Genomic DNA, 25,718 nt, shown 5'->3' with positions numbered 1-25,718 from the left:
TTTTTACAATCCTGGATTTAATTAACTTGTTTAAGCTCTGCAAAACCACAAAAGTCACAAAAGCTTTGTTTTTAGAACACTTCAATTATGCTTATGCAGAAAAGTTCACATAAGATGAAAATCAAAGATTTTCACAACACTTAGGTGTCTACATTTAAAAACAGAACCCTTAATGAAACCACTAAGGTTCTGTTTGATGATATGAAGAAATTAGCTTTTTATACTCCGCTGAATGCGCTGAACCCTCCGTCAACAGGAATCAGTGCTCCTGTGATGAAACTTGCAGCATCGGAACACAGAAACTGTACAACCCCGTTCAGTTCTTCTACTTCTCCAAATCTCTGCATGGGTGTTTTCGCCATTACTTTTTTGCTTCTCTCCGTTAAGCTTCCATCCGGATTCAGAAGGATTGCACGGTTCTGATCTCCAATGAAAAATCCGGGAGCCACGGCATTAACGCGTATTTTATCTCCAAATTTCAATGCCAGATCAGAGGCCAGCCATTGGGTAAAATTGGTAATTGCTGATTTGGCGGCAGAATATCCGGCTACTCTTGTAATTGCTGAATACGCAGCCATGGAAGAAATATTAATAATGTTTCCGCTCCCCTGCTCAGCCATTACTTTTCCGAAAACATAGCTAGGGTAAACGGTTCCGTTGATATTAAGATCGGTAACCTCTGCCCATCCTTTCATATCCATATCAAAAAATGACTGTTCGGGAGATAAGGTGGCTGCCGGAATATTTCCACCCGCTATATTGAGCAGAATATCAATACGGCCATACTTTTCCTTTATTTTCACTGAAGCGGCTTCAAGGCTTTCAATATCCATCACATTGGCTTCTACAGCAAGTGCATCTCCGCCCAAATCTGTCAGTTCTTTTACCCGGGCTTCCAGTGTTTCCTGGTTTCTTCCCAGTGCAACAACTTTTGCTCCGGCTTCTATAAAACCTTTGGCAAGGCTGCCTCCTAAAACGCCCGAAGCCCCTGTGATGACTGCTACTTTGTTTTCAATACTAAACAGGTCTTTCATTTTACTTTTTATTATTTATTACAAACGCAGATTAATTTTTTTGTAATTCCGACTGTACTGCAGCCATTACTCCTTCGATCTGGCCCAATGCCAGCATTCTTCCTAAAAATGAATAGCCGGGATTATATCCTTTGTCAACATCTTCCGTTAAAAGCCTACCATGGTCAATCCTCATCGGAAGATCAGGATTTTCTTTTTCGAATACACGGATCACTTCAATGAGCTTTCCTCTTCCTCCCAGGTGATGAGCCTCGATAAAATCACCGTTTTCAAAGACATTTGTACTTCTCAGGTGAACGAATTTGGTTCTGTTGGCAAATTTTTGCGCAAGCTTTGGAACATCATTCTGAAGGTTGGCGCTTAAAGATCCGGCACAGAATGTTAATCCGTTGTGAGGATTATCAACAGCTTTCAGAAGCCAGTCGATATCTTCTTCATTGGTCACTATTCTGGGTAAGCCCAGTAATGAAAAAGGCGGATCATCAGGATGTACACACATCTGGATATTCCATTTTTCGCAGACAGGCATTATTTTTTCAAGGAAATATTTCATGTTCTGACGAAGCTGATGCTTATCTATACCATCGTACAAAGCCAGCAGACTTTTGAACTTTTCTACAGGATTCAATTCGCCTTCTTTGATATTTCCATTCACGAATCCTTGTGTTTTTACAATGACTGAGTCTATCAGGTCATGATTATCTTTTTCCGTTAAGGTATTTTTTAATTCTTCTACCTTTTGAAGGATTTCCGGGTCATAATCGTTTTCTGCTCCTTCTCTTTTAAGGATATGAATTTCGAAGTACGCAAACTTGGCTTTGTCAAAATAAAGAGAGGATGAACCGTCTTCCCATTCGTGAAAAAGATCGGTGCGTGCCCAGTCAAGAACGGGCATGAAGTTGTAGCAAACTGTTGTAACACCTGCTTTACCCAGATTTTCCAGGCTTATGATATAATTTTCTATTAAAGAGTCACGGTCTTCACCTCCATATTTGATGGCTTCGCTCACGGGAAGACTTTCCACAACAGACCAGCGAAGTCCGTGGCTTTCTATATAGTTTTTATAATCATTGATGGCCTCTGAATTCCAGATTTCTCCGTTTGGGATATCGTGCAGGGCAGAAACAATTCCTTCTACTCCTATTTGACGAAGTGTGGTGAGTGCTATTTTGTCTTTTTTGCCAAACCAACGCCAGGTTTTTTCCATAGTTTTAAAATTTAATTCAGATAAACAAAGCAGGTGCTTTTCACACCTACTCTGTTACTGATATGAATGTAGAATGAAATTAATTGTATCCTGGATTCTGATATTTTGCTTTAATATCTGCCGATACTTCCATCGCATCAATCTGATTCTGAGGAATCGGTCTCAGATAATGAAATGGTTTTATCGTTCTAGTAACCGTTTGCGGAGCATGATCTCCATAAGAAGCTCCTCCAATCTGATAACTTGCCGCATAATCTCCCCACTTCTGTGTACGTACCAGATCATACCATCTGTAGAATTCTCCGTAATATTCACGGGATCTTTCTGCAAGGATATAATCAATGGTAATTACAGATGGCGTAGCAGCCGTCATCGCTGCACTGTTATCTGCTACATAAGCGGTATTCTGTGCATTATTGAACTTCCATTTTCCGGCACGGGCACGGATGACGTTGATAAGATCTCTGGCTGTCATAGCTCCTGAAGCACCTTTTACAGCTGCTTCTGCAGCAATAAAATAGAATTCTGAAAATTTGGCAACACTGAAAGGACGGGTTAATCCTGCATTCGGATATCCTAATCCATTTGGATCATCGGTACGGTAAGTTCCTATTTTCCAAAGACCAGGATATACAATTCTGCTGATTCCGTTCGGTGCAATGACCCAGTCTGCTCTTCCTGACAGAGTTCCTGCTCCCACACCACTTTGCCCTGCTCCCGTAGGATAAGAAGGAGTCTGGCTGTCATCATTAAGGAAGCTTAAAATAGCTCCTCCTGGCTGTACAGGCAGATTATTGGCATTATAAAGTACAGGTACTGTCGTAAGACCCGTTCCATTCTTGTTCCAGTTTCCTCTGTAAGTGGTTACAAAGGTTCCGTCATAACGGGAATCGTTGGTTTTATCTGCAAAAGTATTTTTAATAACCCCTAAAGTAGGACACATACGAACCCAAGGACGTCCCAAAGGCTGTGATGCTTCTCTCTGTACGGGGCTAACAACGTCTGCCCCTAACCATGCTGTTGTTCTACTACTTTTGATGGCAGTATAGTTCCAGGTCTGCATCCATGCTGCAAAATTGTCCGGAGCCCAGCCTGATCCGAATCCTACAGGATCACTTTCGTTATAGTATGTGCTCGACTGAGTATGATCTGCATACAACATCGATTCGGCATTCCTGTCATTGGAACCTACATTCACATCATAGAAAGTAGGCTGAAGCGCATAAGGTCCGGGATTGTTGATTCCTTCCATGGCGATATCATAAGCCTGCTGGAAATACCACTGGGCATTGTGTCCGTCCGGGTCAGTTCTTGCTGTTTCAGGATACGTTGGAATTCCGTTTGGATTCTGCAGCCACCATCCATAAGTAAGGTAAGCTTTGGCAAGCATCAATCTTGCAACATTTTTGGTTACACCTCCCGTTACCCTTGGTGATGCAGGTAAATTTTCTATTGCTTTTTTAAGGTCAGCAAAAACCGTTTTTGTATATACTTCCGGTACGGTATTTCTTACGGAAGAGGTGGAAGGTAAAGTGTTATATTTCAATTCTCCTGCTCCTAAATCCAGAGGAACTCCTCCATAGGTCTGTACGAGCATGAAGTAGTAAAATCCGCGGAAGAAACGGGCTTCAGAAATCATAGATTCTGCAATTCCGAATCCTGGTCCTTTTTCAATAATTCCGTTGGCAGTATTGATATACGGAAATACGGAGTTCCAGACCATACTTGTAGGAAAGGTATTGGAATTGATAATCCCGTTTCCGGACATATCCAATTCTTTGAAGTTTCCATCCGCACTTTGTGCCCAGGTAGATTCATCAGTTCCGTTCTGACAATTGCTCATAAAGTAGCCGTTGCCATACAGTAATCTCATCTGTCTGTATAAAGCCGTAAATCCCTGATTAACACCATCCGGCGTATTAAAATAATCAGCGGTATATATTGATCTTGGCTGTTCATCAAGAATTTCATTACAACCTGTAAATGTTAAGGATAAAAAGATTGCTCCTAATAACAGTTTTTTATTAAAATTTATCATGACAATACAGTTTTAAAAGGTTAAGTTAAGTCCCATTAAGTAATTTCTTGTGGAAGGGTTATTGGTTCCTATAACAAGCTGGCGGCTCTGATATCCGCTTACCGCCTGATTTTCATTTCCGAAAGAGTTCGGTTCCGGATCCATCCCTGAGAACTTATGATACGGTGAGAATAGTACAACAGGATTAGTCACGGTGAAGTAAATTCTTAAGCTGGTAATTTTCAGATCCTTTAAAAAATCTTTGTTGACATTATATCCTAAAGTAATGGTACGAAGCTTAAGATAAGAAGCATCAAACATGGCTAAAGTTGAAGAATACTTCGGATTATCACCACTCAGATGGCGCCCCGGACGTGGAAAATAAGCTCCTGTATTGTCTTCTGTCCAGTAGTCTACATCCACGTTATTCCCTCTTCCCGTTAATCTGTTAAGATAACTTGCTGATCCGTAAATCGTACTCACCAGGATTCCTCCGTGCTGGAAAGCTCCTACTGTACTCAGTTCAAAATTTTTGTAGGCAAAGCGCATATTAAAACCTCCCTGGAATTTCGGAGCCGTATCAAAAATCTGTCTGTCATCCGGTCCAATTGCTCTTACCGGAGTTCCGTCAGCATTATAGCCTCCGGTATAAAGAACCTTGATAGATCCTATAACATCCGCAGCAGTTCCCGGCTCCAGAATGCTCTGATACGGGTCACCAGCCTGCCAAAGACCGATGTACTGATAATCATACAATGAATTGATATTATGTCCTACAAACCATGAGTTATTGATGTCACGTTGTGTTCCGGATGCAAGCGATAAAATTTTGTTTTTATTGGTGTAAAAATTAACTCCTGCTTCCCAGGTAAATCCATCCGGATTATCAAAAATAACCCCGTTTAAAGAAACTTCAACTCCTTTATTTTCTGTTTCTGCTACATTGGAAACAATGGAAGACCATCCGCTTGATGCCGGAAGGCTTTTCTGTGTTAACAGGTCATAGGTATGGGTTTTGTAATACTCCACACTCCCTGTAAGGCGGTTGTTCAAAATCCCGAAATCTACTCCGTAGTTTTGTGTTTTTGAATATTCCCATCCCAGGCTTGGGTTAGGTGGCTGATTTCCATAGATCCCTGTACTTCCTGCACTTCCGTAGTTATAAGGAGCAACGTTAAATCTTCCCATCGTAGAATATGGATCCACTGCCTGATTGGAGGTCTGTCCCCATCCGGCTCTGAATTTAAGGAGATTAATTGCTTTGATATTCTGCATGAAAGATTCGTTGGTAACATTCCATCCTAGTGATAATGCGGGATAGGTATGCCATTTGTTACCCGGTGCCAGTCTGGAAGATCCATCGGCACGAAGTGTCGCTGTAAGCATGTACCTGTTATCATACGTATACATGATTCTTCCCATCGCTGAAAGCAGGCCGGTTTTCCAGTACACCTGGTCTTCAGGTCTTACGGTAATATCAGCCTGAGGCGACTGTCCTAAATTATAATACTGGAAAAAGTCTGCCGGAACATTCTTTGCACTCATGTATGAGCTTGTATACTTATTCTGTTCTGCTGAATAAAGAGCTACAGCATTTACCTTATGTTTACCAAATGTACGGTCATACGTTAAAAGGTTTTCCAACACCCAGTGGTAGGTCTGGTTATTCCCTCTTCCTGCAGCTGACGGTCCCAGAGGGTTTGTATTGAAGACTCCTACACCACTATAGTTTCCGCTGTTTGAAGTACGGAAATCCAACCCTACATTTAACCTGTATTTTAATCCTTTGATTGGAAGGCTGGCTTCTCCGTAAAGGTTGTTATAGGATGCAAAAGATTTGGTTTCGTCAATATATTTCTCCGCCAGGCTCTCCAGGCTTCTTCTGGTATAAATCCATGTCTGATCGATACCGCCAGCTGTACTCATTACTCTTTTGGGAGTTCCGTCCGCATTATAAGGATTAGCAATAGGAGAATATCCTAAAACAGCTCCTGGGTTTACCCCATTTCCTTCAGAAACAGAATAGTTTGTATTGGTTGTAAAACCAAACTTAAAGACAGATCCTACCTGCTGGTCAATCGCCATTCTCAGGGCGAATCTTTCGTAACTCTGAATAGGAATTAATGCATTTTGTTTAAAATAGGACAATCCTACATTATAATTTCCACCTTCTGTTCCTCCTGAAACCCCTACATCGTGACTGGTCATCATCGCCGGTTTATAAAACAGGCTCTGCCAGTCAGTATTGACGCTGTTATTTTCATCAGCTCCGTTGGAATACAAAGGTGTCGTATTTCCTGCAGGAATGGCATAAGCACGCAGTTTTGCAAACTTAGGACCATCCATCATCGGATATTTTGAAAACAATGTCTGGACTCCTGTAAAGGTATTATAACTGAATTTGGGCCTCTGCCCTTTTGCTCCTCTGTTGGTGGTAACGAGGATAACACCGTTTGCTCCTCTGGACCCGTAGATAGCTGTAGCAGAAGCATCTTTCAGGATGTCAATACTTTTGATATCACTTGAGCTGATGTCTCCCAGTGACCCTACGAAAGGAATACCATCCAATACAATCAGCGGGTTATTATCTCCTGTCAGAGATCGTGTTCCCCTGATACGGATCTGCATGGCAGCCCCCGGTTTTGTGGAGGTTTGTGAGATATCTACCCCTGCCGTTCTTCCCTGTAATGCCTGGGTAATGTTGGCAGAAGGTACTTCACGCAGGGCATCTCCTTTTACAGTGGCTACAGAACCTGTTACAGCTTCTTTTCTCTGGGTTCCATATCCTATCACAACAACTTCATCTATTTTATTTTCTTTAGCTACTGTATCTTTCTTAACCTGTGAATATGCTATGCCGCAAGGCAATAGAGTCATTGCAAAAAACAGTGCTGCTCTATTGCTTTTATTGAAATAAAATCGGTTCATAATTATTATTTTAATATTAGTTGTTGAATAAAAGGCTCTTTAATAATTATTGTGTATAAAAATCCTTAGTGTTTATAAGCCTTTTATTTTTAATTATATATACATATTCACGATGGCTTCAAACAATTCCTGTTTTCCGCTTTTTGGCTGTGGTTCGCCGATTTCGTGAGCTATTCTCTGCAGATCTTCCAGTGTAAGCGTACCTTCTTCAAATGCTTTTCCGTTTCCGTTATCAAAAGAAGCATAACGGTTTGTTCTCAGCTTTTTGTAATCTGAATTTTCAAGGATATCAGCTGCAGCAAGAAGACCTTTTGCGAATACATCCATTCCTGAAATGTGGGAAATGAACAGATCTTCAGCATCAATAGAATTTCTTCTGATTTTGGCATCAAAATTTACCCCTCCGGTTCCCAGACCTCCTGCCGGAAGCAATACAAGCCAAGCCTGAACCATATCGTAATAATCAATTGGGAACTGATCTGTATCCCAACCGTTCTGATAATCTCCTCTGTTGGCATCAATACTTCCTAAAAGGCCTGCATCAACAGCAGCCTGAAGCTCATGTTCGAATGTATGACCTGCCAATGTAGCGTGATTCACTTCAATATTCAGTTTAAAATCCTTATCTAATCCGTAATGTCTAAGGAATCCTATTACGGTTTCAGAATCATAATCGTACTGATGTTTGGTAGGCTCCATTGGTTTAGGCTCAATCAGGAAAGTTCCTTTAAAACCTTGCTGGCGTGCATAGTCTCTTGACATGGAAAGGAAACGGGCAAGGTGATCTTTTTCACGCTTCATGTCTGTGTTCAAAAGGCTCATATATCCTTCTCTTCCACCCCAGAAAACATAATTTTCACCACCAAGCGCTATGGTAGCATCTATTGAATTTTTCACCTGAGTTCCTGCACAGGCTACTACATCAAAATTTGGATTGGTAGAAGCACCGTTCATGTATCTTTCATGAGTGAAAACATTGGCTGTTCCCCATAAAAGCTTAATTCCTGTTTCCTGCTGTTTTTGTTTTGCATATTCCACAATAGTCTGCATATTTTTTTCGTAGTCCTTCCAGTTGTTGGCAGGGTCTACCAGATCGATATCATGGAAGCAGTAATAGTTGAAGCCCATTTTAGACATGAATTCGAAACCTGCATCCATTTTGTGCATTGCTCTTGTTACCGGATCGTTTCCGATATCCCATGGGTGGTGAATGGTAGGTCCTCCGAACGGATCGCTTCCGTTGGCACATAAGGTATGCCACCATGCCATTGCAAATCTTGTCCAGTCTTTCATAGGTTTTCCCATCACGATCTTTTCCGCATCATAGTAACGGAATGCCAACGGGTTCTTACTTTCCTTCCCTTCAAACTTAATTTTTTCAATACCTGTAAAAAACTCTTTTGTACCTGTTAAAGTGTTCATATTTATTTGATTATTTTTATTTTTGTTTTTAATTTTTTGCGTAGAAATTCCCTTCTCACTGATTCTGAAAAGTCAGTAAGAGGACGAAAAATGCTGTTGTAATGGTCCTAGATTATTTCGTTAAGATGATGTTTCCATCTGGCATAGGCTTCTAAATATTGTTCCTGTTTTTCATGTTCGGGCTCTATCACTGCTATTTTTTCGAGTGAAGAGAATGCTTCTCTGGAATCTGAATAAAATCCTATTCCCATTCCGGCAGCTCTTGCTGCTCCTACCGCTCCATCGGTATCATAAAGTTCAATAACCGCATTGCTGACACTGGATAGCGACTGGCGAAAGATTGAACTTAAAAACATATTGGCATTTCCTGCACGGATCACCTGGATATCCATGCCTATATTTCTCATGATATCCATTCCATATTCATAAGAGAATACAATACCTTCCTGTGCTGCACGAAGAATATCGCCTTTTGAATGGATATTGAAGTTTATTCCGTGAATTGAACAGCTTGTATCCTTATTTTCCAGCACTCTTTCAGCTCCGTTTCCAAAAGGAATAATGCTTAACCCTTTAGATCCGATGGGTGAAAGTGAAGCCATATCATTCATATCACCATAGGAAGAAAGCGAAGTTGCAAAATTGTGCTTCAGCCAGGAATTTAAAATTCCGGTTCCGTTGATACACAGTAAAACCCCAAGCCTGATCTGTTCCGGTGTGTAATTGACATGGGCAAATGTATTGACCCTTGATAATTTATCATATTCCAGCTGGTCCAGCACTCCATAAACCACTCCTGAAGTTCCTGCTGTAGAGGCAATTTCTCCAGGATTAAAGACATTCAGGGAAAGCGCATTGTTGGGCTGATCTCCCGCTCTGTAAGAAATAGGTGTACCTTCCTTTAAGCCTAATTCTTCTGATGCTGCCTTTGAAACTGTTGCCTGAATACCAAATGTTGGTACAATTTCCGGGAAGAAACTTTCAGAAATTCCATAGTGGTTAATGATATCCTCCGAAATGCAGTTGTTTTTAAAATCCCAGAATATTCCTTCTGACAATCCTTCAATGGTCATTCCTATCTGCCCTGAAAGTCTCATGGCAATATAGTCTCCGGGAAGCATTATTTTATCTATCTTTTCAAAGATCTCAGGTTCGTTTTCTTTTACCCAGGCAAGCTTTGATGCTGTAAAGTTTCCCGGTGAATTCAACAGATGTGAAAGACATTTTTCTTCTCCTATGGTTTTGAAAGCCTTTTCACCATAAGGTACAGCACGGCTGTCACACCAGATAATGGATGGTCTTAAAAGGTTCTGATCTTTGTCTACAAGAATCAACCCATGCATCTGCCAGGTAATTCCAATTCCTTTGATATCTTCTGCATGTACTCCGGATTCATGCATGACAGCTTCGTGTGCCAACTTAAGATTGATCCACCAGTCTACCGGATTTTGCTCTGCCCAGCCGGGATTTATAGCAGTGATTTTCATCTCTTTTTTGGGAGAAAATTCAGAAGCAATCACTTTTCCGCTGGACGCCTCAATGAGACACACTTTCACAGAAGAACTGCCAATGTCATAGCCTAGTAAGTACATAATTTTTTAAAAGGGTTATTTTATAAGTTTTGTATTGTTTTTCTTGTAGATCTTAGCATCAAATCGGTAATATCTTGCGGCGCGGTGTGATACATCTTTTTGAATTTCATCCAAAGGAACGATATAGGGGAATGAGGATATTTTTTTATGAAAATTCTTAATATCAATATTCTTTTCATTTAAAGCACTGTACAGCTGATAAAGCTGTCTTATGGTGAATCTTTTAGGCAGCAGCTCAAAAATAATGGAGAAATCAGATTCAATCCATTTTCTGATCTCCATTAAAGATTCAGTGATAATTTTGTTATGATCAAAAGGCAGTACCGGAACCTCATCAATAGGATACCAGTCTACGGTATCATATTTTGTACTGTTGATCTTATGATCTATTTTACAAAGAGAAAGATAGGCCACTGTAATAATCCTGTCTATATGATGTTTGTATTCCTGATCCATCCATTTGATATCATGGGCATTGCTCGCTCTCATGGGATCGGCAAAGCATTTGAACTGTTTGAGAACCATTTTTTTAATCCCTGTCAGTTCATGAAGTACCCTTTGTGCTGCATCATCTACATCCTCATCGCTGAAAATAAGACTTCCAGGAAGTTTGATCTGCTTTTCCAACGGAACGTCATCAACATGGCGTTGTACTAGTAATATATTCAACCTGTTTTCATGGTCAAATCCAAAGACAACACAATCTACAGAGACATAAGTATGAATAAAGTTCTGATTCATTAGTTTGTTAACATTTTGGTAACATTACAAATATAAAAATTCATCTGAATAAAAAAAATAAATCCGCTATTATCTACTGCTTATCAATGATTTACATATCGAATTTTTATGATATCAATTGTATAAAAAATATGATAAGGTTATCATTAATTTTACACTTACTTATTTCATAAGACATGAATTCACAATCAATTGCAATTTTATAATACCCTTAAAAAGATTATTTTTTTCTGAATAAATATTATGATAAGAAGAATTATTTTTTTTTTCATTTTGCACGAAAAAAAAATGTAAAAAGCACACTTTTCATTATTAAAAAAGAGGTAAATCATCATTTTAGATTACCATTTTTTATGCTCTAACTACAAATAATTACGAAACAGTCAGCTTAAATAATAATATGATATAAGAATGTAAACATAAAAAAACTCCACAAAACAGCATCTGGGAGACACCTGAAAATTTCGGAAATCAGAGAACAAAAAACCCTGCAAAAATGGGATTCTGCAGGATTAGATGAAAGTTATGTTTCCCAGTCTCAAACGGAAAAATATCTTAAAGATTTGCTTCTTTCTAATAGGGTATATTTCCTTTCCTTAGTCTAAGCAGCACTTGCTGAATTTTTGGAAACAGAAGGAGCATTATCATAACACACACTATTCCCAACAGCATCCAGTCATAATAATCCCGGGTAGCACGCGCCAAAACCTGCTGCCGGATCAAAGCATTGAATTGGGCAGCTGAAGCAGCTTTTGCAGTATACACATCATTGCCCGCATTCATATATTGGTTTTGAATATCCATTAAACTAACAGGCAATTGGGTATTCGTTTCTGTTAATGTTTCCCGGAATTTTTCCCTTACGGCCGATTTGGTAAACAGCTGAAGTTCATTATTAACAGCCAGGCTGGCGCTAAAACCAACAAATCTGGCCAATATTCCTATCAATGATGCATTGCCGGCAATTTTTGGCGGTGCCGCGGATGTAGTAAAAGAAACAATCGGAACAAATAAAACACCTGTTGCGGCACCATAGATCAACATAGGCAGAATGAAATCTGCTGTTTCACCCTGCACAGAAACAAAAATCAGCATGTAGACGTAGTAGAGAGCCATAAAACCAAATCCTGCAATAATAATCCTGATCAGATTAAACCCCATCAGTATCAACCGGGAGGTAACAAACATTCCCACTGTAGTTCCTGCAATTACGGCTATCCAGATCGGTATCGTGCTGAGTGGATCATTACCTAAAATAGCCTCAAGATAACCATAAGCAAGCCCCGTGCTTCCTTTGAAAATATAAAACAGAAAAAGCAACAGCAATCCGATCACAAAATTCTTTGCTCTGAAAATTTGTAAATTAATCAATGGCCGTTTAAGCTTCAACTCTCTGGCAACAAAAAGCGCAAGAATAGTTATATTGCAGAGAGTAAGCAGAATAATTACCGGACTGTCATACCAGCCTGACTGCCTTCCATATACAAGGATGTATCCCAGAATCAAAATAAAAGAGCCATAAAACAAATAACCGGCCCAGTCTACCTGATAAAGAGGTATTTTTCTGGTAAATCTTGCCTTACCGTTCATTGTTACCAATACAACCAACGCCAGTAAAATAAGTATCATGACGAGACCATAGAACAGCCTGTTGAAGTCATAAAAATAAAGCACGATGCTGGAGTAGATGGAATAGAACGGGACAGCAATCTGTATACTCCCATAGAGAAGACTATATGCAATTATCCTTGCACGTGTGGAATGCAATCTCGGAAAGATAAGCTGTAAGACAATCCCCGAGGTCAGTGCACAGGTAATTCCCTGCACAAACTGACAGATTACAAACAGTGTCCAGTCTTTGGAATAAAAACAGATAACAGAACATATTATATTAGCTGCAAACGCCGTCAACAAATATTTTCTTGGAGCAAAATATTTTACAATACGAAAATCCAATGCTAAAAAGGCTACAGTTGAACCATAAGTTACCACCATGGCATATTGAACATCAGTAGCTTGCACACCATAAAAACCCATTGCAGAAACAGGACTGCTATAGTAAGCAAAACTAAAAAGGCAGGTCATCAAAATGGCGAATATTACGGATCTTGCCAGCCATTCGGAAACCCAGGGTTTAAAAACCGGAATTTTGTGAGCCTGCATCGTTAATCTTTTAAAATGTAAACATTGGCATTCATTCCCGCAGAAAGTTTTGCTAATTTTTCAGGGGTATCTCTCAGTCTGATGCGCACAGGAATACGCTGTATGATTTTCACAAAATTTCCGGTGGCATTATCCGGTGGCAGCAATGAATATCGGGAACCTGTTGTGGGAGCAAGTGATTCGATGGCTCCATGGAATTGTTCATCCGGAAAAGCATCTACTTCCACCGTTACAGCCTGACCGGTTTTGAAGCTGCCAATCTGTGTCTCCTTAAAATTGGCAGTCACCCATTTTTCCGCTGATTTATTCACCAGAAATGCCAGCGTCTGACCCGGCTGTATCAATTGTCCTTCCTGAATCGTCTTTTTACCAATCTGTCCGTCAAAAGGTGCAGTAATTACAGTATATTTAATGTCCAGTTCCTGGCGTTTCACCATAGCTTTCCTGATTTTTATTTCTGCTTCTGCTGCATTTCGCTGTGCATGAATATCACTGAGCTTTGATTCGGCTACCCGTAAGGAGGCCTGGGTCTGATCGTAATCAGATTGTGTGATAGACAGAGCAGTGCTGACATTGTCAAATTTTTGTGGTGTGGCTGACTCGTCTGCGAGAAGGTTTTTGTAGCGTTGGAATTCTCTTTTTTGCTGTTTCAGTTTGGCATCAGCTCCGGCCAGTTGTGCTTTTATCACCTCAATACTTTTTCTTTGTGTTTCTTCACTGGCAGCCAAAATAGGCAATCTAGCATATGAACCTGCCAGTTCCGCTGATGCAATATCTCTTTTTAAACCATATTCATCAAGCTCAATAAGAACCAGTGTATCCCCTTTTTTCACCTGTTGATTGTCTTTGTAATAAATCTTACTGATATACCCTCCTACTTTTGCATTAATGGGAGACAAATAGGCATCTACCTGTGCATCATTGGTTTGTTCATAGCGATATTGTCTTATGAAATACAGGACTCCCCATATGAAAATACCTGTTAACAATACAGCTCCCAACCATTGAGTTAGGTTGACAATCCATTGATCTGTTTTATTTTTATTCATAATTATTGGTTTTAAAGAATTCCAGCGATTGCCAGAATCCGGATACGACTAAGTTTTACGTTTGTTTGTGCAGTTGTTAAATCAAATTTTGCTTCCAGTAAGGCGTTTTCTGCTTCAAGAAGATCGGTGAGCAGGGATTCCTGATTGAGATAACTGTTTCGGATTACCCGTAAAGTCTCCGTAGTCCTTAAGATATTTTTCTCTGCGGTTTCCACGCTTTCCAAAGCTTGTTTTTGCTGGAGATAAGCTTCTTTGATCTGAAGGGTAACTTCATCATTTTTCCTATTGGCTTTTTCCTTAGCTTCGATGCTGATAATCCTGGTCAAAGCAATGGAATGTTCGCTTTTGTATAAATTATCCAGGGAAAACTGTACTCTGATTCCGGTTTGCCCGAATCCCCATATATCATTTGAGTAAGGATAGAATGAGATCTGGGGATAGGTATAATTATAAGTGGAATATAATGACACTTTTGGCAAACGTGCTGCTTTAACCTGACTGATATTTAATTCACTCGATCTAATATCGCTGTCCATCATCTTAAGTTCCGGTGACTGGCTGAGCGCAATATCGAGGTAACCGGTGTAATTGCTGTCCTGAATAATTTCCATATCCTGACTTTTTTTATAATCAATTTCCAGCTGTTGAAGCTGATCTCTTCCCATCAGCACATTCAGACGTTGTTTTCTGATATCTATTTTTTTCTCTATATCAGACAGGTTTAGTTCCAATTGGGATAATTTTACAGAGGTTCGCAGCACATCGCTTTTTAGTACTACTCCATTTTGATGCAGGCTCGCGATCATTGATAACTGTTTTTTTTCTGCAGCAATTTCTGCATAGAGAAAATCCCGGAAATACAAGAATCTGTACAAATCAAAATACTCAACTGCAATCGTATATTTCACACCGTGCTTTTCCAGCTGAGCTTCATATTGCCTGCGTAACTCTTCTTCCCGCTTCATTTTTATATTTATCCTTTCCTTTCCGCCATTATAGAGATTAAAATTCAGACTATATCCTGCTCCATATCCATAGCTTTTAACGGGTACATCCTGCGGAGACGAAAATAAACCTTCATTATAAAGAAGGAATCTGGAATTGAGCTTCACTTCTCCACCCAGCGAAAGTTCCGGCAGCAAACGGTCTTTAGCTTCAAGTACTTCCATTTTACTTTGCCGGAGATATAAATCTGACAGTTTCAGTTGACGATTATTCGCTTCGGCTGCTTTCCACATTTCTTCCAGGCTCATCACCTGAGCAGCGGCTGTGTTCTGGGCATGAATATTTGACATGGGCAGCAACAATACTGCCACCCATATTGGAAGTAATTTATAGGGTTTCATGAATTTTATTTTTGTAAGTGTTTCTATTTTCCCTTCTTTTAAAGAGCCGGTCTGCCATCATTTTCCCTAGTTCATCAAAGATTAAAGTTAAATCAACCATAGGCACATAAGGATAAGAATAGGCCCAGCGGTAGAAATTAATTTGTTCGAAAGTTTCTGCCTGATCAAAACCGCTATGATCGAAAGCTTTTTCTTTGGTTTCAGTTTCGGGGTTGTGATCCCGGTTTGTTATTGTATGTTTTATCATAATTCTGTTTTATTTACAAGAGCAAAATTATTCATGGTCAAAAACTATCTTTTAATATAATCAGCCTGATATTTGTTATATTTGGCCATATGGAAATTCTTAAACAACTTTTAGACAGCGTAGATCAAAACCCCGACTCTATCCTGGTGGTGCGACAGCAAACTGAACAGCAGATGCCTCCACATCAGCATGATAAGGCGCAGCTGTTATTGGTTTTTGGAGGAATTGCTTATCTGAAGACTGCTGAGAAGGATTTTTATATTCCGTCCAGCCATTACATCTGGATACCTGGAAGATATCCCCATAATCTGATGTTTAATACTCAGGATCTGTACATTATTAACATTTACTTTCCGGAAGAAAACACTAACGGATTTTATAATGAACTGGGAATCTATCCGGTAAGCAAGCTATTATCGGAAATGCTTACGTTCAGCGAAAAATGGCAGGGAGACTATTATAAAGGTTCCTGGGAATTTCAATTTCTTACAACACTGAAGGAACTTATATCAAGAGAAAATCTCAAAAAATTTTCAATCCAGCTTCCTACAACTGATGACCACCGGCTTAATGCTATTACGGATCATCTCAGGACCCAGTTACATGAAAAGCTTACTTTAGAGAATACCGCCAGACAAGCAGGAATGAGTGTAAGAAGTCTGACAAGGCTTTTTCAGACAAAACTTCATATTACGTTTATTCAGTATATAAAAATGCTCCGGATTATCCGGGCAATGGAATTGATCAAAGATACCGATCTGAATATGACTGAAATTACCTATGAAATTGGGTACTCCAATATTGCGGCTTTCAGCAATAATTTTTATCAGTTAACCAATATGAGACCTACCGAATTCAGAACAATGTCCAGAATATGAAAACTCATTTATCAGATGTGATTCTAAGGAATTGCTGTTTAAGAATTATGGACAAATAAGACATTATAAAAAAGCCTTAAATCAAATGATTTAAGGTTTTTTGCGAAGAATGAGGGATTCGGACTTGGCGGCAGTACTTATTTTAGTATTGACTATTTGATGATGAGCTGTTAATTAAAACGATAAAGAAATATCTGTCATCAGAAAGACACGCGAACAGGTTGATCCACCAACAACAGAAGTCATTTTTTATGTCGAAGCACCTCTGGAGTCCATTAAAGATAACACTACCATTAAAGATATAAAGGCGTTTTTTGGATAAGGAATTTGATATTATCAATTTTTACGATTTCCCATAGCAAAGCCTCTGATCAGCTATCTGTATATATTTTGTTATTTAATCTCCTACTGAAAATATTATTTTCTATTTTGCCTCTATATCGGGTTCCATGGTGAAGAAGATTGTTTTTCTTTAAAATACCGTATATTTTTCAAAGAACGGTACACTCTTTTTTTTTATAACAATCACTGCAACAGAATCATTTAATAATATCAGAGAAATAACAACCTTTACATACCATCTATTGATGATAATAGTAATACTGTCTTCATTTTCAATTATGTTTCCGGCAGTTTCTTTAAGCCTTGTAACAGTCTGGGATTTTGTTTTACCTTTCAACGAGTAATAAAATAAGTTTTTCAATATACTTAGATATTTTAGTTTAACATAAATTGTTGTATCTTCATTTCCAGTAGCTTTAGGGATTATTCAGATTCGATATCATCAAAAAGTGTTTACTACCGCAAACCTATTCATTGAACTTCAAATCATCTCTGCTCCATGATTAAGCTAAAAAAATGGAATATGACTGTTCATCAAAGTGTCGGAGATCATGACTTTTTCATTACCATTTTTGCTTTTAAATTTTGCATTGTAAAAAAGAAAAGTTTTTCATAATGCTTTCCTTCTGATTATATAATTAATTTGTGTTTATAAAAAAACTTTACACTAGTGGTTATTGTTGGGAACATTTCCACTTCTATATTTTTGAAACCACTTGTATAAAGTTGTTTTTGGGATTCTGTATTTAGAAATCACTTCAGCTCTGGTTATTTCTCCTTTTTCGATCTTACGAAGGATAAATTCAATGATTTCCATTGTATAAATGTTCTTTCTGAATTTAGGTAATAGTGTTCTTGTCGTTTTGTTATTATTTTCTTTGGAGGGCGGTGAATACAGAATCAAATGTTGGGTATAAATTCTAAAGAAATCATATTCCAGTAATTTGCACCACTTCAGTAGTAAATCTGTACACATCGCTTCTTGTAGATACATCTTTTCGATTTCAGAAACTGAACAGCCAAAAAAATTAACTATTCTTAGTGAACTTATTTCACACTCTTTGCAACGCATTTTGATATAGGATCCAATGTGTATATTGTTATAATTAACCATCTGATTATTTTTATTTTATTAAAAATCTTTTCTTCCAGGCAGTTACCGTGTTTCTACTGACATTAAAATGGGCAGCCAACTGCAGATTATTCATTTTATTTTTTTTCTGAAATTCAAGCATTTTTAAAATACTTGCCTTATCATAAGACTTATGTTTCTGGTTGTTAGCATTATGCTTTATCCAAAGGATATTATTAAGTTTAATAACATCTAGTGCAGATAAAACACTTTTACTAAGAATATCTTGACATTGTTTCATTTTATTGGGAAACTGTTCAAGGATAATATCATTGTAAATTTGCTTGTAGTTTGGTCTATCCATTTTTAGAAATTTTAATTGTAATCTGAAGTTATTTTAATGTGTTTAATACCTTCCTGAAAAAATTGATAAGCGAGATACGACTATCAGTGTAATATTTATTGATCTTTTAAAATAAAATCCATAGTTTAGAATAATATTTTATACTTAGTTGTTTTTTATATATATAAATTCTTAATTTTAATAGATTAATAGTAAAAAATATTAGAAAATTGAAAGAGGTATAATCTGTTCTCATTTTCTCTGCAAAGTTCCGCAGACGATTTTGAAGAGAAGAGAAACCAAAGTATACTTAGAGTGCACAGCGCCAAAAGACAGGTATACATTCTGTATACAATTTAACAAAAGCCATTAACTATCAATACATTAATAAAAAACCATGAATTAAATCATTTATCAAAAAAGTATAATTTCTTATATTTTTGTAGTAAAAAATGAGTTCATTTTGTAAATATTTAAATGATGCAAAGTTTTTATTTTCTATTGCTGATTTTCATAGTAGGTGTTACCAATAAATGTTATGCTCAAAGTGATACAGATTGGGAACAACAGGAAACGTATGCCTATTTATTCGGGAGAGATTTTGAAAAAGCAAAAGATAATATAGATACTAAGTTTCTAAATTCATCTGATCACTCTAAGAAGATTATAGGTATGGTGTATCTGATAGATTATTATACCAAATTAAAAAAATATCCTGAAGCCAAACAAACTTTAGAGAAAGCATCCCAATTACTTTCAGAAGATAAAGAAGAATTATTAACAGCGTACGTTAATTATGGCTACGCAAGTTATTATGCAGGTCTTAATGATAAGTACTTATTCAGAAAATATGTCAACAGTAGCATCAACATTTTTGAAAAGCATAAAAACAACAATTTTCTCCTCGCTGTTATATCGTACCTTAAAGTCAATTTTTATGTTCAGCATAATATAAAAAGAGACGTACGAAAATATTATTTAGAGTTAACCAGGTATGCACAACTCTCCAAAAACCCAATAGCAATAAGTTCATCTTATACAAACCTGAGCAGTTATTATATAAAACAATTAGCAAAGACAAACAATGAAGGTTATAGAAAAATGGCCGGGAATGCGCTGCAGGTTTCTTATCAATATGCAGAAAAGATAAAATTTCAAGCGGCACGCGAAAGATGCCTCGTAAAATACTATTTACAGTATGGAGAACTGTATAAAAATCAGAAGGCAGAAAGTCAGAAGGCTTACGCTAAAGCACTGCAAATAGCAGCCAATGAGCCTAAGCTTTCCTACTTTACCCCACTTATATACAACAATATAGGTACTTATTATTATACATTAGGGGAATACAAAACTGCAGAAAACTATCTTTTAAAAGCTTATAATTTATCTAAAAAAAATGATGATACCAACGTATTGAATCTTGTAATGATCATAGATAATATTTCCAATCTCTATGGAAGTATGAAAGATTATGATAAAGTGATAAAGTATACAAAAGAAAGCCAGCATATTACAAATAAGTACTATGAATCACTGTTTAATAATTATAATTCCACCTATGAAGTAATTTATCAGTCTGAAAAAAAAGAAGGTTTTCAGCTGCGACAGTTAAAGAATAAAAGCATTATCCTTTTTATTATTATTACTGTATCCCTCATAGGTATGGCTCTCTTACTTTACTATTATCGTAACAGATTAAAGTTGAAACTTCGCAAAATGAACATAATCAGAAGGGAGAAAGTAGAAATAGAGCAATCATTTATCAGGGAAAAAGAGGAGAAGAATAAGGTAAGAGAAGAATTACAATTAACAAAAACAAAAAAGGAAAAATTATACAGGCAAATACTTGCGACTTCTTTACAACTGGAGCAAAAGAATAACTTCATCAAAAACCTGTCGGCAAAAGTAAGTAATCAGGAAGATATCAATATAGAAAAAGAATTAAAAGAAGATAAAATCATTTCAGGTGATATTAAAAATATTAAGATTTTATTTGAGGAAATTCATCCTGGTTTTTACAAAAAATTAATAGAAATTTCAAGTAAGAAGCTTACAGATTTAGATCTGAAATATGCCGGATATATTTATTTACATATGAATAACAGAGAGATATCCCAAATACTTAAAACTGATCCTAACACTGTGAAAATACAAAAATACAGACTAAAACAAAAGATAGGTTTGCCTAAAGATCAGGACCTGAACTTGTTCCTGCAAAACTTAAACTTTTAATAGGCATTTCTACGGTAGAATTGGGAGTGTCTCTGAAGAATTTTGAAGTCTGAAATTATCTGCATGCACGACAAAATTGCTTAATTTATTTTTAAGAATTCTTAAACTTTTTCTGAGGTACTTTGTTTCTTTAATAGCTACTTCTGCATATCAACTCCCTTTTTTATGATAGGTATAGCTTCCATCCACAACCGGAGAAATAAAGGAGAAATAGAGGGAGAAACAGAACCTCACAGATTTAGATCTGTGAGGTCAATTGTTGCAAAGAGACAATATCATTACAACCATCTGAATGTTGAAAATTACGTTATACTTACTTTATGTTCAATTTTCTGTATTAAAAAAGTGCTTATGGTGTCACAATCTGTCTTAAATAGAAAAACACTTTTGTACTGGAACATGTTCCTCCTGGGCAAGTTGTAGAATTGGCAACTCCAGCAGGTGTTGTACTTGCCATCATAAATTCCATGGTGTAAAATGTTTTGTCTGTAGGATCTGCCTTACTCCAGTGGTAAAGTCTGTATTCTGGCATACCTCCGGCATATACCTCCGGATCCCACCAGTTTGGAAAGTTTGTTGAATTTTGTGCGGTTGCTATTACCAAACTTGCTGAACTTCCAGAATACCCTGCCCAGTTGTTTGCGGGTAATCTTGCCTGGTTGTTTTGAGAAGACCCAAGACCTCCCCAAAAATAGGCAGTGTTTGATATAATGTCAACTGTATTAGCAGTGTCATTATTTCTTATCTGAAGATTCACATTAGAAAAAAGCATTGCTTGCGGCACAAAGCATCTTACAGAAAACTTGCCATCCGGCGTGGTTGCATCTAAAGAGTATCCTACTCTACCATTATCAGAAGTCAACATCAAAGGTCCTGAAAATGCAATTGTATTAACATCTGCTGCTTGTAATTTCCCTACCGTAACAGTACAGCTTCCTGTATAAAAAGGAACTACTGTGGAGCTAATAGGAAAATCTGTAGGAGTAGGCGTACTTACCGTAGGTGTTCCTGTCACATTAAATATCAAGAAGCCATCACCAGCTTCCAATTGCCCTGATTGCAGAGTCAGAGTCAAACCATTAACAGTAATTGGTGCCCCTGAACTATAAATTCCACCATTACCTCCCGTATAAGGTATTCTTAATACTCCCACATATGGAGTTCCCTGGATATAGGTACCGGGACTTAATGTTGCAGCAGTACAATTAAGACCAGCTATAGCAGGCGGAGTTGCCGTTGTTGAGCTCACAATACGCCACTCTGAACCATTCCAAAAATAATATCCCTGAGATAAAGCTGTCCCTGTATTAAACACCAATAATCCAACCGCATTTGCACTAGTTCCCAACTGCATTGTTGCCGAAGTAAGATTTACCCTCGGTGCCAGCATCCCTTTATCCGAAGATGTCAAATCTAATATTGCAGAAGCATCAGGAGTAACAGTACCAATTCCTGTGCTACCAGTAGGCGTAATTACTAAATCATTTGCCTGCTGAGCTTGCGACGTACTTCCTGTTGCGGGATTATCTTTTGCGCCGTCTACATGGAAAATTCCTTGTGGGTTTGTTGTATTTATTCCTACCTGCCCAAAGTAAAGTGAACTGGACAATACTGTTAAAATTACTAGAATGTTTTTTTTCATTACTTACTTGTTTTAAAAATTTTAATTTGAAAAAGAGAGAAAAGGAAATTTATAACAATTCCTTTTCCCGAGTTATATACTAAATTTGTGTCCGTAAAAAATGTCGAAGTATCAATCTTATTTTGCTTTGGAAATATTATTGTTTCCATCTTTTTGATACTACGTGTATAAGTTATTTTGGGAATCCTGTATTCTGAAATGACTCTGGCAGAAGTCATTTTTCCTTTTTCCGTTTTTTAATTACTGATTCGTAATGGGCTCATTTCACAATCTATACAATGTACTTAGATATGAACCAATGTCTATATTTAAAATCAGTTATCTTAATTATTATTTTATTAAAAACTGTTTTTTCCAAGATGCTATCGTATTTTTACTTAAATTAAAATGGGTAGCAACTCGAATATTACTCGGATTTAATCCCTGTACAAAGATCTATAGATAAGCCGTAAGATAAAAGAAAACAGAGTATACATACTGTATGCAGTCTCAAAAAGCCAAGTATACATTAGGTATACAATTCAGCACAACAATATGATTAACAAATCTTAAATAAACGCAATAAGTTCAATCACTATTTGAAAAGTAATATTTCTCGTATTTTTGTAAGTGAAAAATGTAATCATTTTATAAATTAAAGAGCTATGTAAGGTCTTTATAAACCAATCACTCAAAAACCCATTCATAAAAATGATTTAGAAAAAGATCTTCTGAGGTGTATGGGAATTAGAGAACATATTGCTGATAATGGGGTGAACAAAAAGGATTTAAAAGGTAAGAAGAAAAATATTTCTTTAATGAATCTTAATCTCCAGTTAAATCTGAAAAAATACAGCAACTAAATTCCACTTAGCAATGTAGGACGCAGTTAGATAAGCCGGAAAAAGGCTAAAAAGGCTCCGGAGTTTTCCGGAGCCATACTTTATAAGGTGATCACAGGAAAAGTTATCCCTACTTTTATCCTATGTAGAATCAACTTCATCCGAATTAAATGCTTATTACTACAGGTCAAACTGTATCCCCAGATTAGCCATTGTTCCTGCCCCTTTGATGTAGTAGCGTCCCTCATTGGTTGCACCACGTACTTCAGCATGTATCGGGTAGTAATCGGCGTTAAATAAGTTATTAACGGAGAATAAGAAAGTAAAATTGTGATATTTGTATTTCGTCTGAAAGTCAACAAGATTGTATCCGGAAATCGGATATTTACCATAGTTATATGCATCTGTAGGAAAGACATCTCTTCCTCCTAAATGCAGGTACTGCAGATAAACATTCCATTGTTTTGTCAGCTTAAAATCAACATTCAGATTAATTTTGAAAGGAGAAATTATAGAATTGTCCAGCTTATCCCTAAAGGTACCTTCATTTTTCAAATCCTGACGTCCGTCCATGTACCCTAGTACCGTACCAATAGACAACCATTGAACCGGTTTTACATTTGCCACAAATTCGACACCATAAATACGTTGAGGAACCTGGAGTAGTTCATACTTACCGGGCACGGACGTCTCTGCAAAGTTGGTTCCTTTCTTAGACGTACTATAATAACCTGTAAGCTGGTAGTCCCAAAAAGATAGCTTGCCATTGATACCCAATTCAAAATTGTTGACAACAACAGGTTTGGGGTCAATCTGGCTCAAAGGCACACCGTTACGCAATATAAGTCCCACATCACCAATAGAATACCCTTGAGAAAAGGACGCAAAAGGTTGAAGATAGCTATATTTATTATATCTGGTCGCAAGGTTAAAAACAAAAGCATCAGAATTACTGTTTTCACCGACTGTAAGTTTGCCGTTTTTTGTCAGATCCCCGACCTTAAACCGGATATTCTCATAACGAATTCCTCCTTTTAGAATCCAGTATGTACCCATGTTTAACTTACTCTGCACATAAACAGCAAAATTGTTCATATTCATGTCCGGTGTTACCAGTTCCTCTTTGAGAGTTTTCTGTACTGTATGATCCTTCAGGAGATCCAGACCGTAGATAAGAGACATCTTAGAAGAACTGCCTAGTTGAAATGGTGTGTTGAAGTTAAGTCTTGCCCCTTTGTGATCAGAATAATTCTGATTATAGGTTTCAAAAACAGTGTTCATATCTTCATAATACAGACTTAAGTTCGCTGCCGTATTTCCGTATTGTCCATCATATTTTAAATGCAGGGCTTTGTTATAAGGAGTCCCACCATTGGCAACCACATCAGATGGAATGCCAATTGCCGGTGATTGCCCAAATATACCCGTTGTGCCTGCGTATTTGCTATCCTGTAAACTGCGATAATAGTTTCCCATTAATTCTATGTGATGATTCTGAGAAAGCTGATAGCCAATTTTAGCCAGCGCATTATAAGACTTTGTTTCACCCAGCCCATAAAACGGACTTACTATTACCCCATCAGCGCTGCGAACAACACCACTGTGTCCTATCTTCCCCTGGACAACATAGTCCCATTTGCCAACCTGTCCCGAAAAAAGTTGTGCAATATTATAACCATAAGTTGCACTCGGTTTCACAAGGCTCATAGAATTATTGAGGTAAGTTGAAGAGCTGAAATTTTTATTTTTTCTAGGCTTTTTTGTAATGTAGTTGATCACTCCGCCAGCAGCTCCGTTACCGTACATGGCTGTGGCTCCGTTGATCACCTCAATATGATCTATGGCACTGGCATCAATCGTACGAAGATCTCGTCCTCCATTACGTAAAGGTGTGGATTGTGGAATACCATCAATCAGCACCAGGAAATTACGTCCGCGGATCTTGGCAATAAAATTATTCTGACTTTCTTCACTTGGAGAAATGCTGGGAACTTTCTGCATCAGGATTGAAGGCAGATTGTCATTGATCTGCCTTTGTTGATCAAGTGCTTTACCTCCAATATAAGTAATTGACGAAGGCACTTCATCAATATGCTCTGCTAATCTGCTCGCTGTAACAACAACTTCATCCAAATTATGCCCTTTTTCAAGCATGACAAATGGACTGGAAAATATAAAGGACTCTTCTGTCAGCTCAACCTCTCTGGTAATACTTTCAAATCCCGCTGAACTAAGTACCAAGTTATATTTTCCATATTCTATCCCTTCGAATCTGAAATACCCATCTTTATCAGACCTTGTTTCTCCTGCTCCAATTAGCTGAATATTGACATTAAACAAAGGTTGCCCCTGTTCATTGACAACACGGCCAGCGACAACACCATTTTGCTGAAAATGAAACAAATAAAAAGATGAAGGAGTGGGTTGAACAAAAGGTACCGCAGCAGAAACTTTAGAGGATACGGAATAAGAACAATATAATAATACGGCTGTGATCTTAGCCATATTGTATTGATTAATTTTCATTGCTTGTACTGAATAGATTTTCGAATTTTGCTGATAAATCAGCGAATGCAAAGATATATTATTTTTATTAATTCTAAATAAATAACAGGGCAAAATTGGTGAAATTTAAATGTGAC

The 25,718-nt window shown here is 37.6% G+C and carries 18 protein-coding genes; 2 read left to right on the top strand and 16 right to left on the bottom strand.

Features of this window, described 5'->3' with window-relative positions; translation table 11 throughout:
• Nucleotides 1-218: 218 nt before the first annotated feature.
• The 11 genes from V0410_RS01695 to V0410_RS01645 form a co-directional block, all read right to left on the bottom strand.
• A complete protein-coding gene (locus V0410_RS01695; RefSeq protein ID WP_330746055.1) occupies nt 219-1,034 on the bottom strand; it encodes an SDR family oxidoreductase in 816 nt (271 codons plus the stop codon).
• Between the two features lie 31 nt (nt 1,035-1,065).
• The gene (gene uxuA / locus V0410_RS01690; protein ID WP_330746054.1) at nt 1,066-2,241 is read right to left on the bottom strand and encodes a mannonate dehydratase; all 1,176 of its coding nucleotides are present in this window, start codon (nt 2,239-2,241) and stop codon (nt 1,066-1,068) included.
• A 79-nt stretch (nt 2,242-2,320) separates the two neighbouring features.
• Nucleotides 2,321-4,279, bottom strand: a complete 1,959-nt coding sequence (locus V0410_RS01685) for a RagB/SusD family nutrient uptake outer membrane protein (protein ID WP_330746053.1) — start codon at nt 4,277-4,279, stop codon at nt 2,321-2,323.
• A 12-nt stretch (nt 4,280-4,291) separates the two neighbouring features.
• Nucleotides 4,292-7,186, bottom strand: coding sequence for a SusC/RagA family TonB-linked outer membrane protein (locus V0410_RS01680; RefSeq protein WP_330746052.1), 2,895 nt, complete (start codon nt 7,184-7,186; stop codon nt 4,292-4,294).
• A 93-nt stretch (nt 7,187-7,279) separates the two neighbouring features.
• On the bottom strand, nt 7,280-8,608 hold the full coding sequence (gene xylA / locus V0410_RS01675) for a xylose isomerase (RefSeq protein WP_330746051.1): 1,329 nt from the start codon (nt 8,606-8,608) through the stop codon (nt 7,280-7,282).
• A 107-nt stretch (nt 8,609-8,715) separates the two neighbouring features.
• Entirely contained in the window at nt 8,716-10,200 is a 1,485-nt protein-coding gene (locus tag V0410_RS01670; protein WP_330746050.1) for a xylulokinase, read from the bottom strand.
• Between the two features lie 15 nt (nt 10,201-10,215).
• The gene (locus V0410_RS01665; protein WP_047430953.1) at nt 10,216-10,941 is read right to left on the bottom strand and encodes an NUDIX hydrolase; all 726 of its coding nucleotides are present in this window, start codon (nt 10,939-10,941) and stop codon (nt 10,216-10,218) included.
• Between the two features lie 573 nt (nt 10,942-11,514).
• Nucleotides 11,515-13,104 carry an MFS transporter gene (locus V0410_RS01660; RefSeq protein WP_330746049.1) on the bottom strand — a complete coding sequence of 530 codons (1,590 nt, stop codon included), beginning with the start codon at nt 13,102-13,104 and terminating at the stop codon, nt 11,515-11,517.
• A gap of 2 nt (nt 13,105-13,106) precedes the next feature.
• Nucleotides 13,107-14,153, bottom strand: a complete 1,047-nt coding sequence (locus V0410_RS01655) for an HlyD family secretion protein (protein WP_330746048.1) — start codon at nt 14,151-14,153, stop codon at nt 13,107-13,109.
• A gap of 11 nt (nt 14,154-14,164) precedes the next feature.
• Nucleotides 14,165-15,499 (bottom strand): TolC family protein, encoded by a 1,335-nt coding sequence (locus V0410_RS01650; protein ID WP_330746047.1) that lies wholly within the window; start codon nt 15,497-15,499, stop codon nt 14,165-14,167.
• Nucleotides 15,486-15,746 carry a hypothetical protein gene (locus V0410_RS01645; RefSeq protein ID WP_330746046.1) on the bottom strand — a complete coding sequence of 87 codons (261 nt, stop codon included), beginning with the start codon at nt 15,744-15,746 and terminating at the stop codon, nt 15,486-15,488. The genes V0410_RS01650 and V0410_RS01645 overlap by 14 nt, the downstream gene beginning before the upstream one ends.
• 89 nt (nt 15,747-15,835) lie before the next feature.
• On the opposite strand from V0410_RS01645, the gene V0410_RS01640 reads away from it, so the two are divergent.
• Nucleotides 15,836-16,624 carry an AraC family transcriptional regulator gene (locus V0410_RS01640; RefSeq protein WP_330746045.1) on the top strand — a complete coding sequence of 263 codons (789 nt, stop codon included), beginning with the start codon at nt 15,836-15,838 and terminating at the stop codon, nt 16,622-16,624.
• Nucleotides 16,625-17,096: 472 nt separating this feature from the next.
• Here the strand turns inward: V0410_RS01640 and V0410_RS01635 are convergent, their stop codons facing one another.
• The 3 genes from V0410_RS01635 to V0410_RS01625 form a co-directional block, all read right to left on the bottom strand.
• Complete coding sequence (locus V0410_RS01635) at nt 17,097-17,327, bottom strand: hypothetical protein (protein WP_330746044.1); 231 nt, start codon at nt 17,325-17,327, stop codon at nt 17,097-17,099.
• Between the two features lie 306 nt (nt 17,328-17,633).
• The gene (locus V0410_RS01630) at nt 17,634-17,960 is read right to left on the bottom strand and encodes a hypothetical protein (protein ID WP_330746043.1); all 327 of its coding nucleotides are present in this window, start codon (nt 17,958-17,960) and stop codon (nt 17,634-17,636) included.
• A 130-nt stretch (nt 17,961-18,090) separates the two neighbouring features.
• A complete protein-coding gene (locus V0410_RS01625; protein WP_330746042.1) occupies nt 18,091-18,402 on the bottom strand; it encodes a helix-turn-helix domain-containing protein in 312 nt (103 codons plus the stop codon).
• A gap of 456 nt (nt 18,403-18,858) precedes the next feature.
• Between V0410_RS01625 and V0410_RS01620 the strand changes: the two genes are divergently transcribed.
• Entirely contained in the window at nt 18,859-20,613 is a 1,755-nt protein-coding gene (locus V0410_RS01620; RefSeq protein WP_330746041.1) for a hypothetical protein, read from the top strand.
• Between the two features lie 349 nt (nt 20,614-20,962).
• Here the strand turns inward: V0410_RS01620 and V0410_RS01615 are convergent, their stop codons facing one another.
• On the bottom strand, nt 20,963-22,255 hold the full coding sequence (locus V0410_RS01615; RefSeq protein ID WP_330746040.1) for a hypothetical protein: 1,293 nt from the start codon (nt 22,253-22,255) through the stop codon (nt 20,963-20,965).
• A gap of 1,001 nt (nt 22,256-23,256) precedes the next feature.
• Nucleotides 23,257-25,581 (bottom strand): TonB-dependent receptor, encoded by a 2,325-nt coding sequence (locus V0410_RS01610; protein ID WP_330746039.1) that lies wholly within the window; start codon nt 25,579-25,581, stop codon nt 23,257-23,259.
• Nucleotides 25,582-25,718 lie beyond the last annotated feature (137 nt).

The sequence above is a fragment of the Chryseobacterium sp. CP-77 genome (assembly GCF_036362765.1).
Lineage (GTDB): Bacteria > Bacteroidota > Bacteroidia > Flavobacteriales > Weeksellaceae > Chryseobacterium > Chryseobacterium cupriresistens.
Note: the sequence above shows the minus strand (reverse complement) of the source record. Positions and strands in the feature narration are given on the sequence as shown.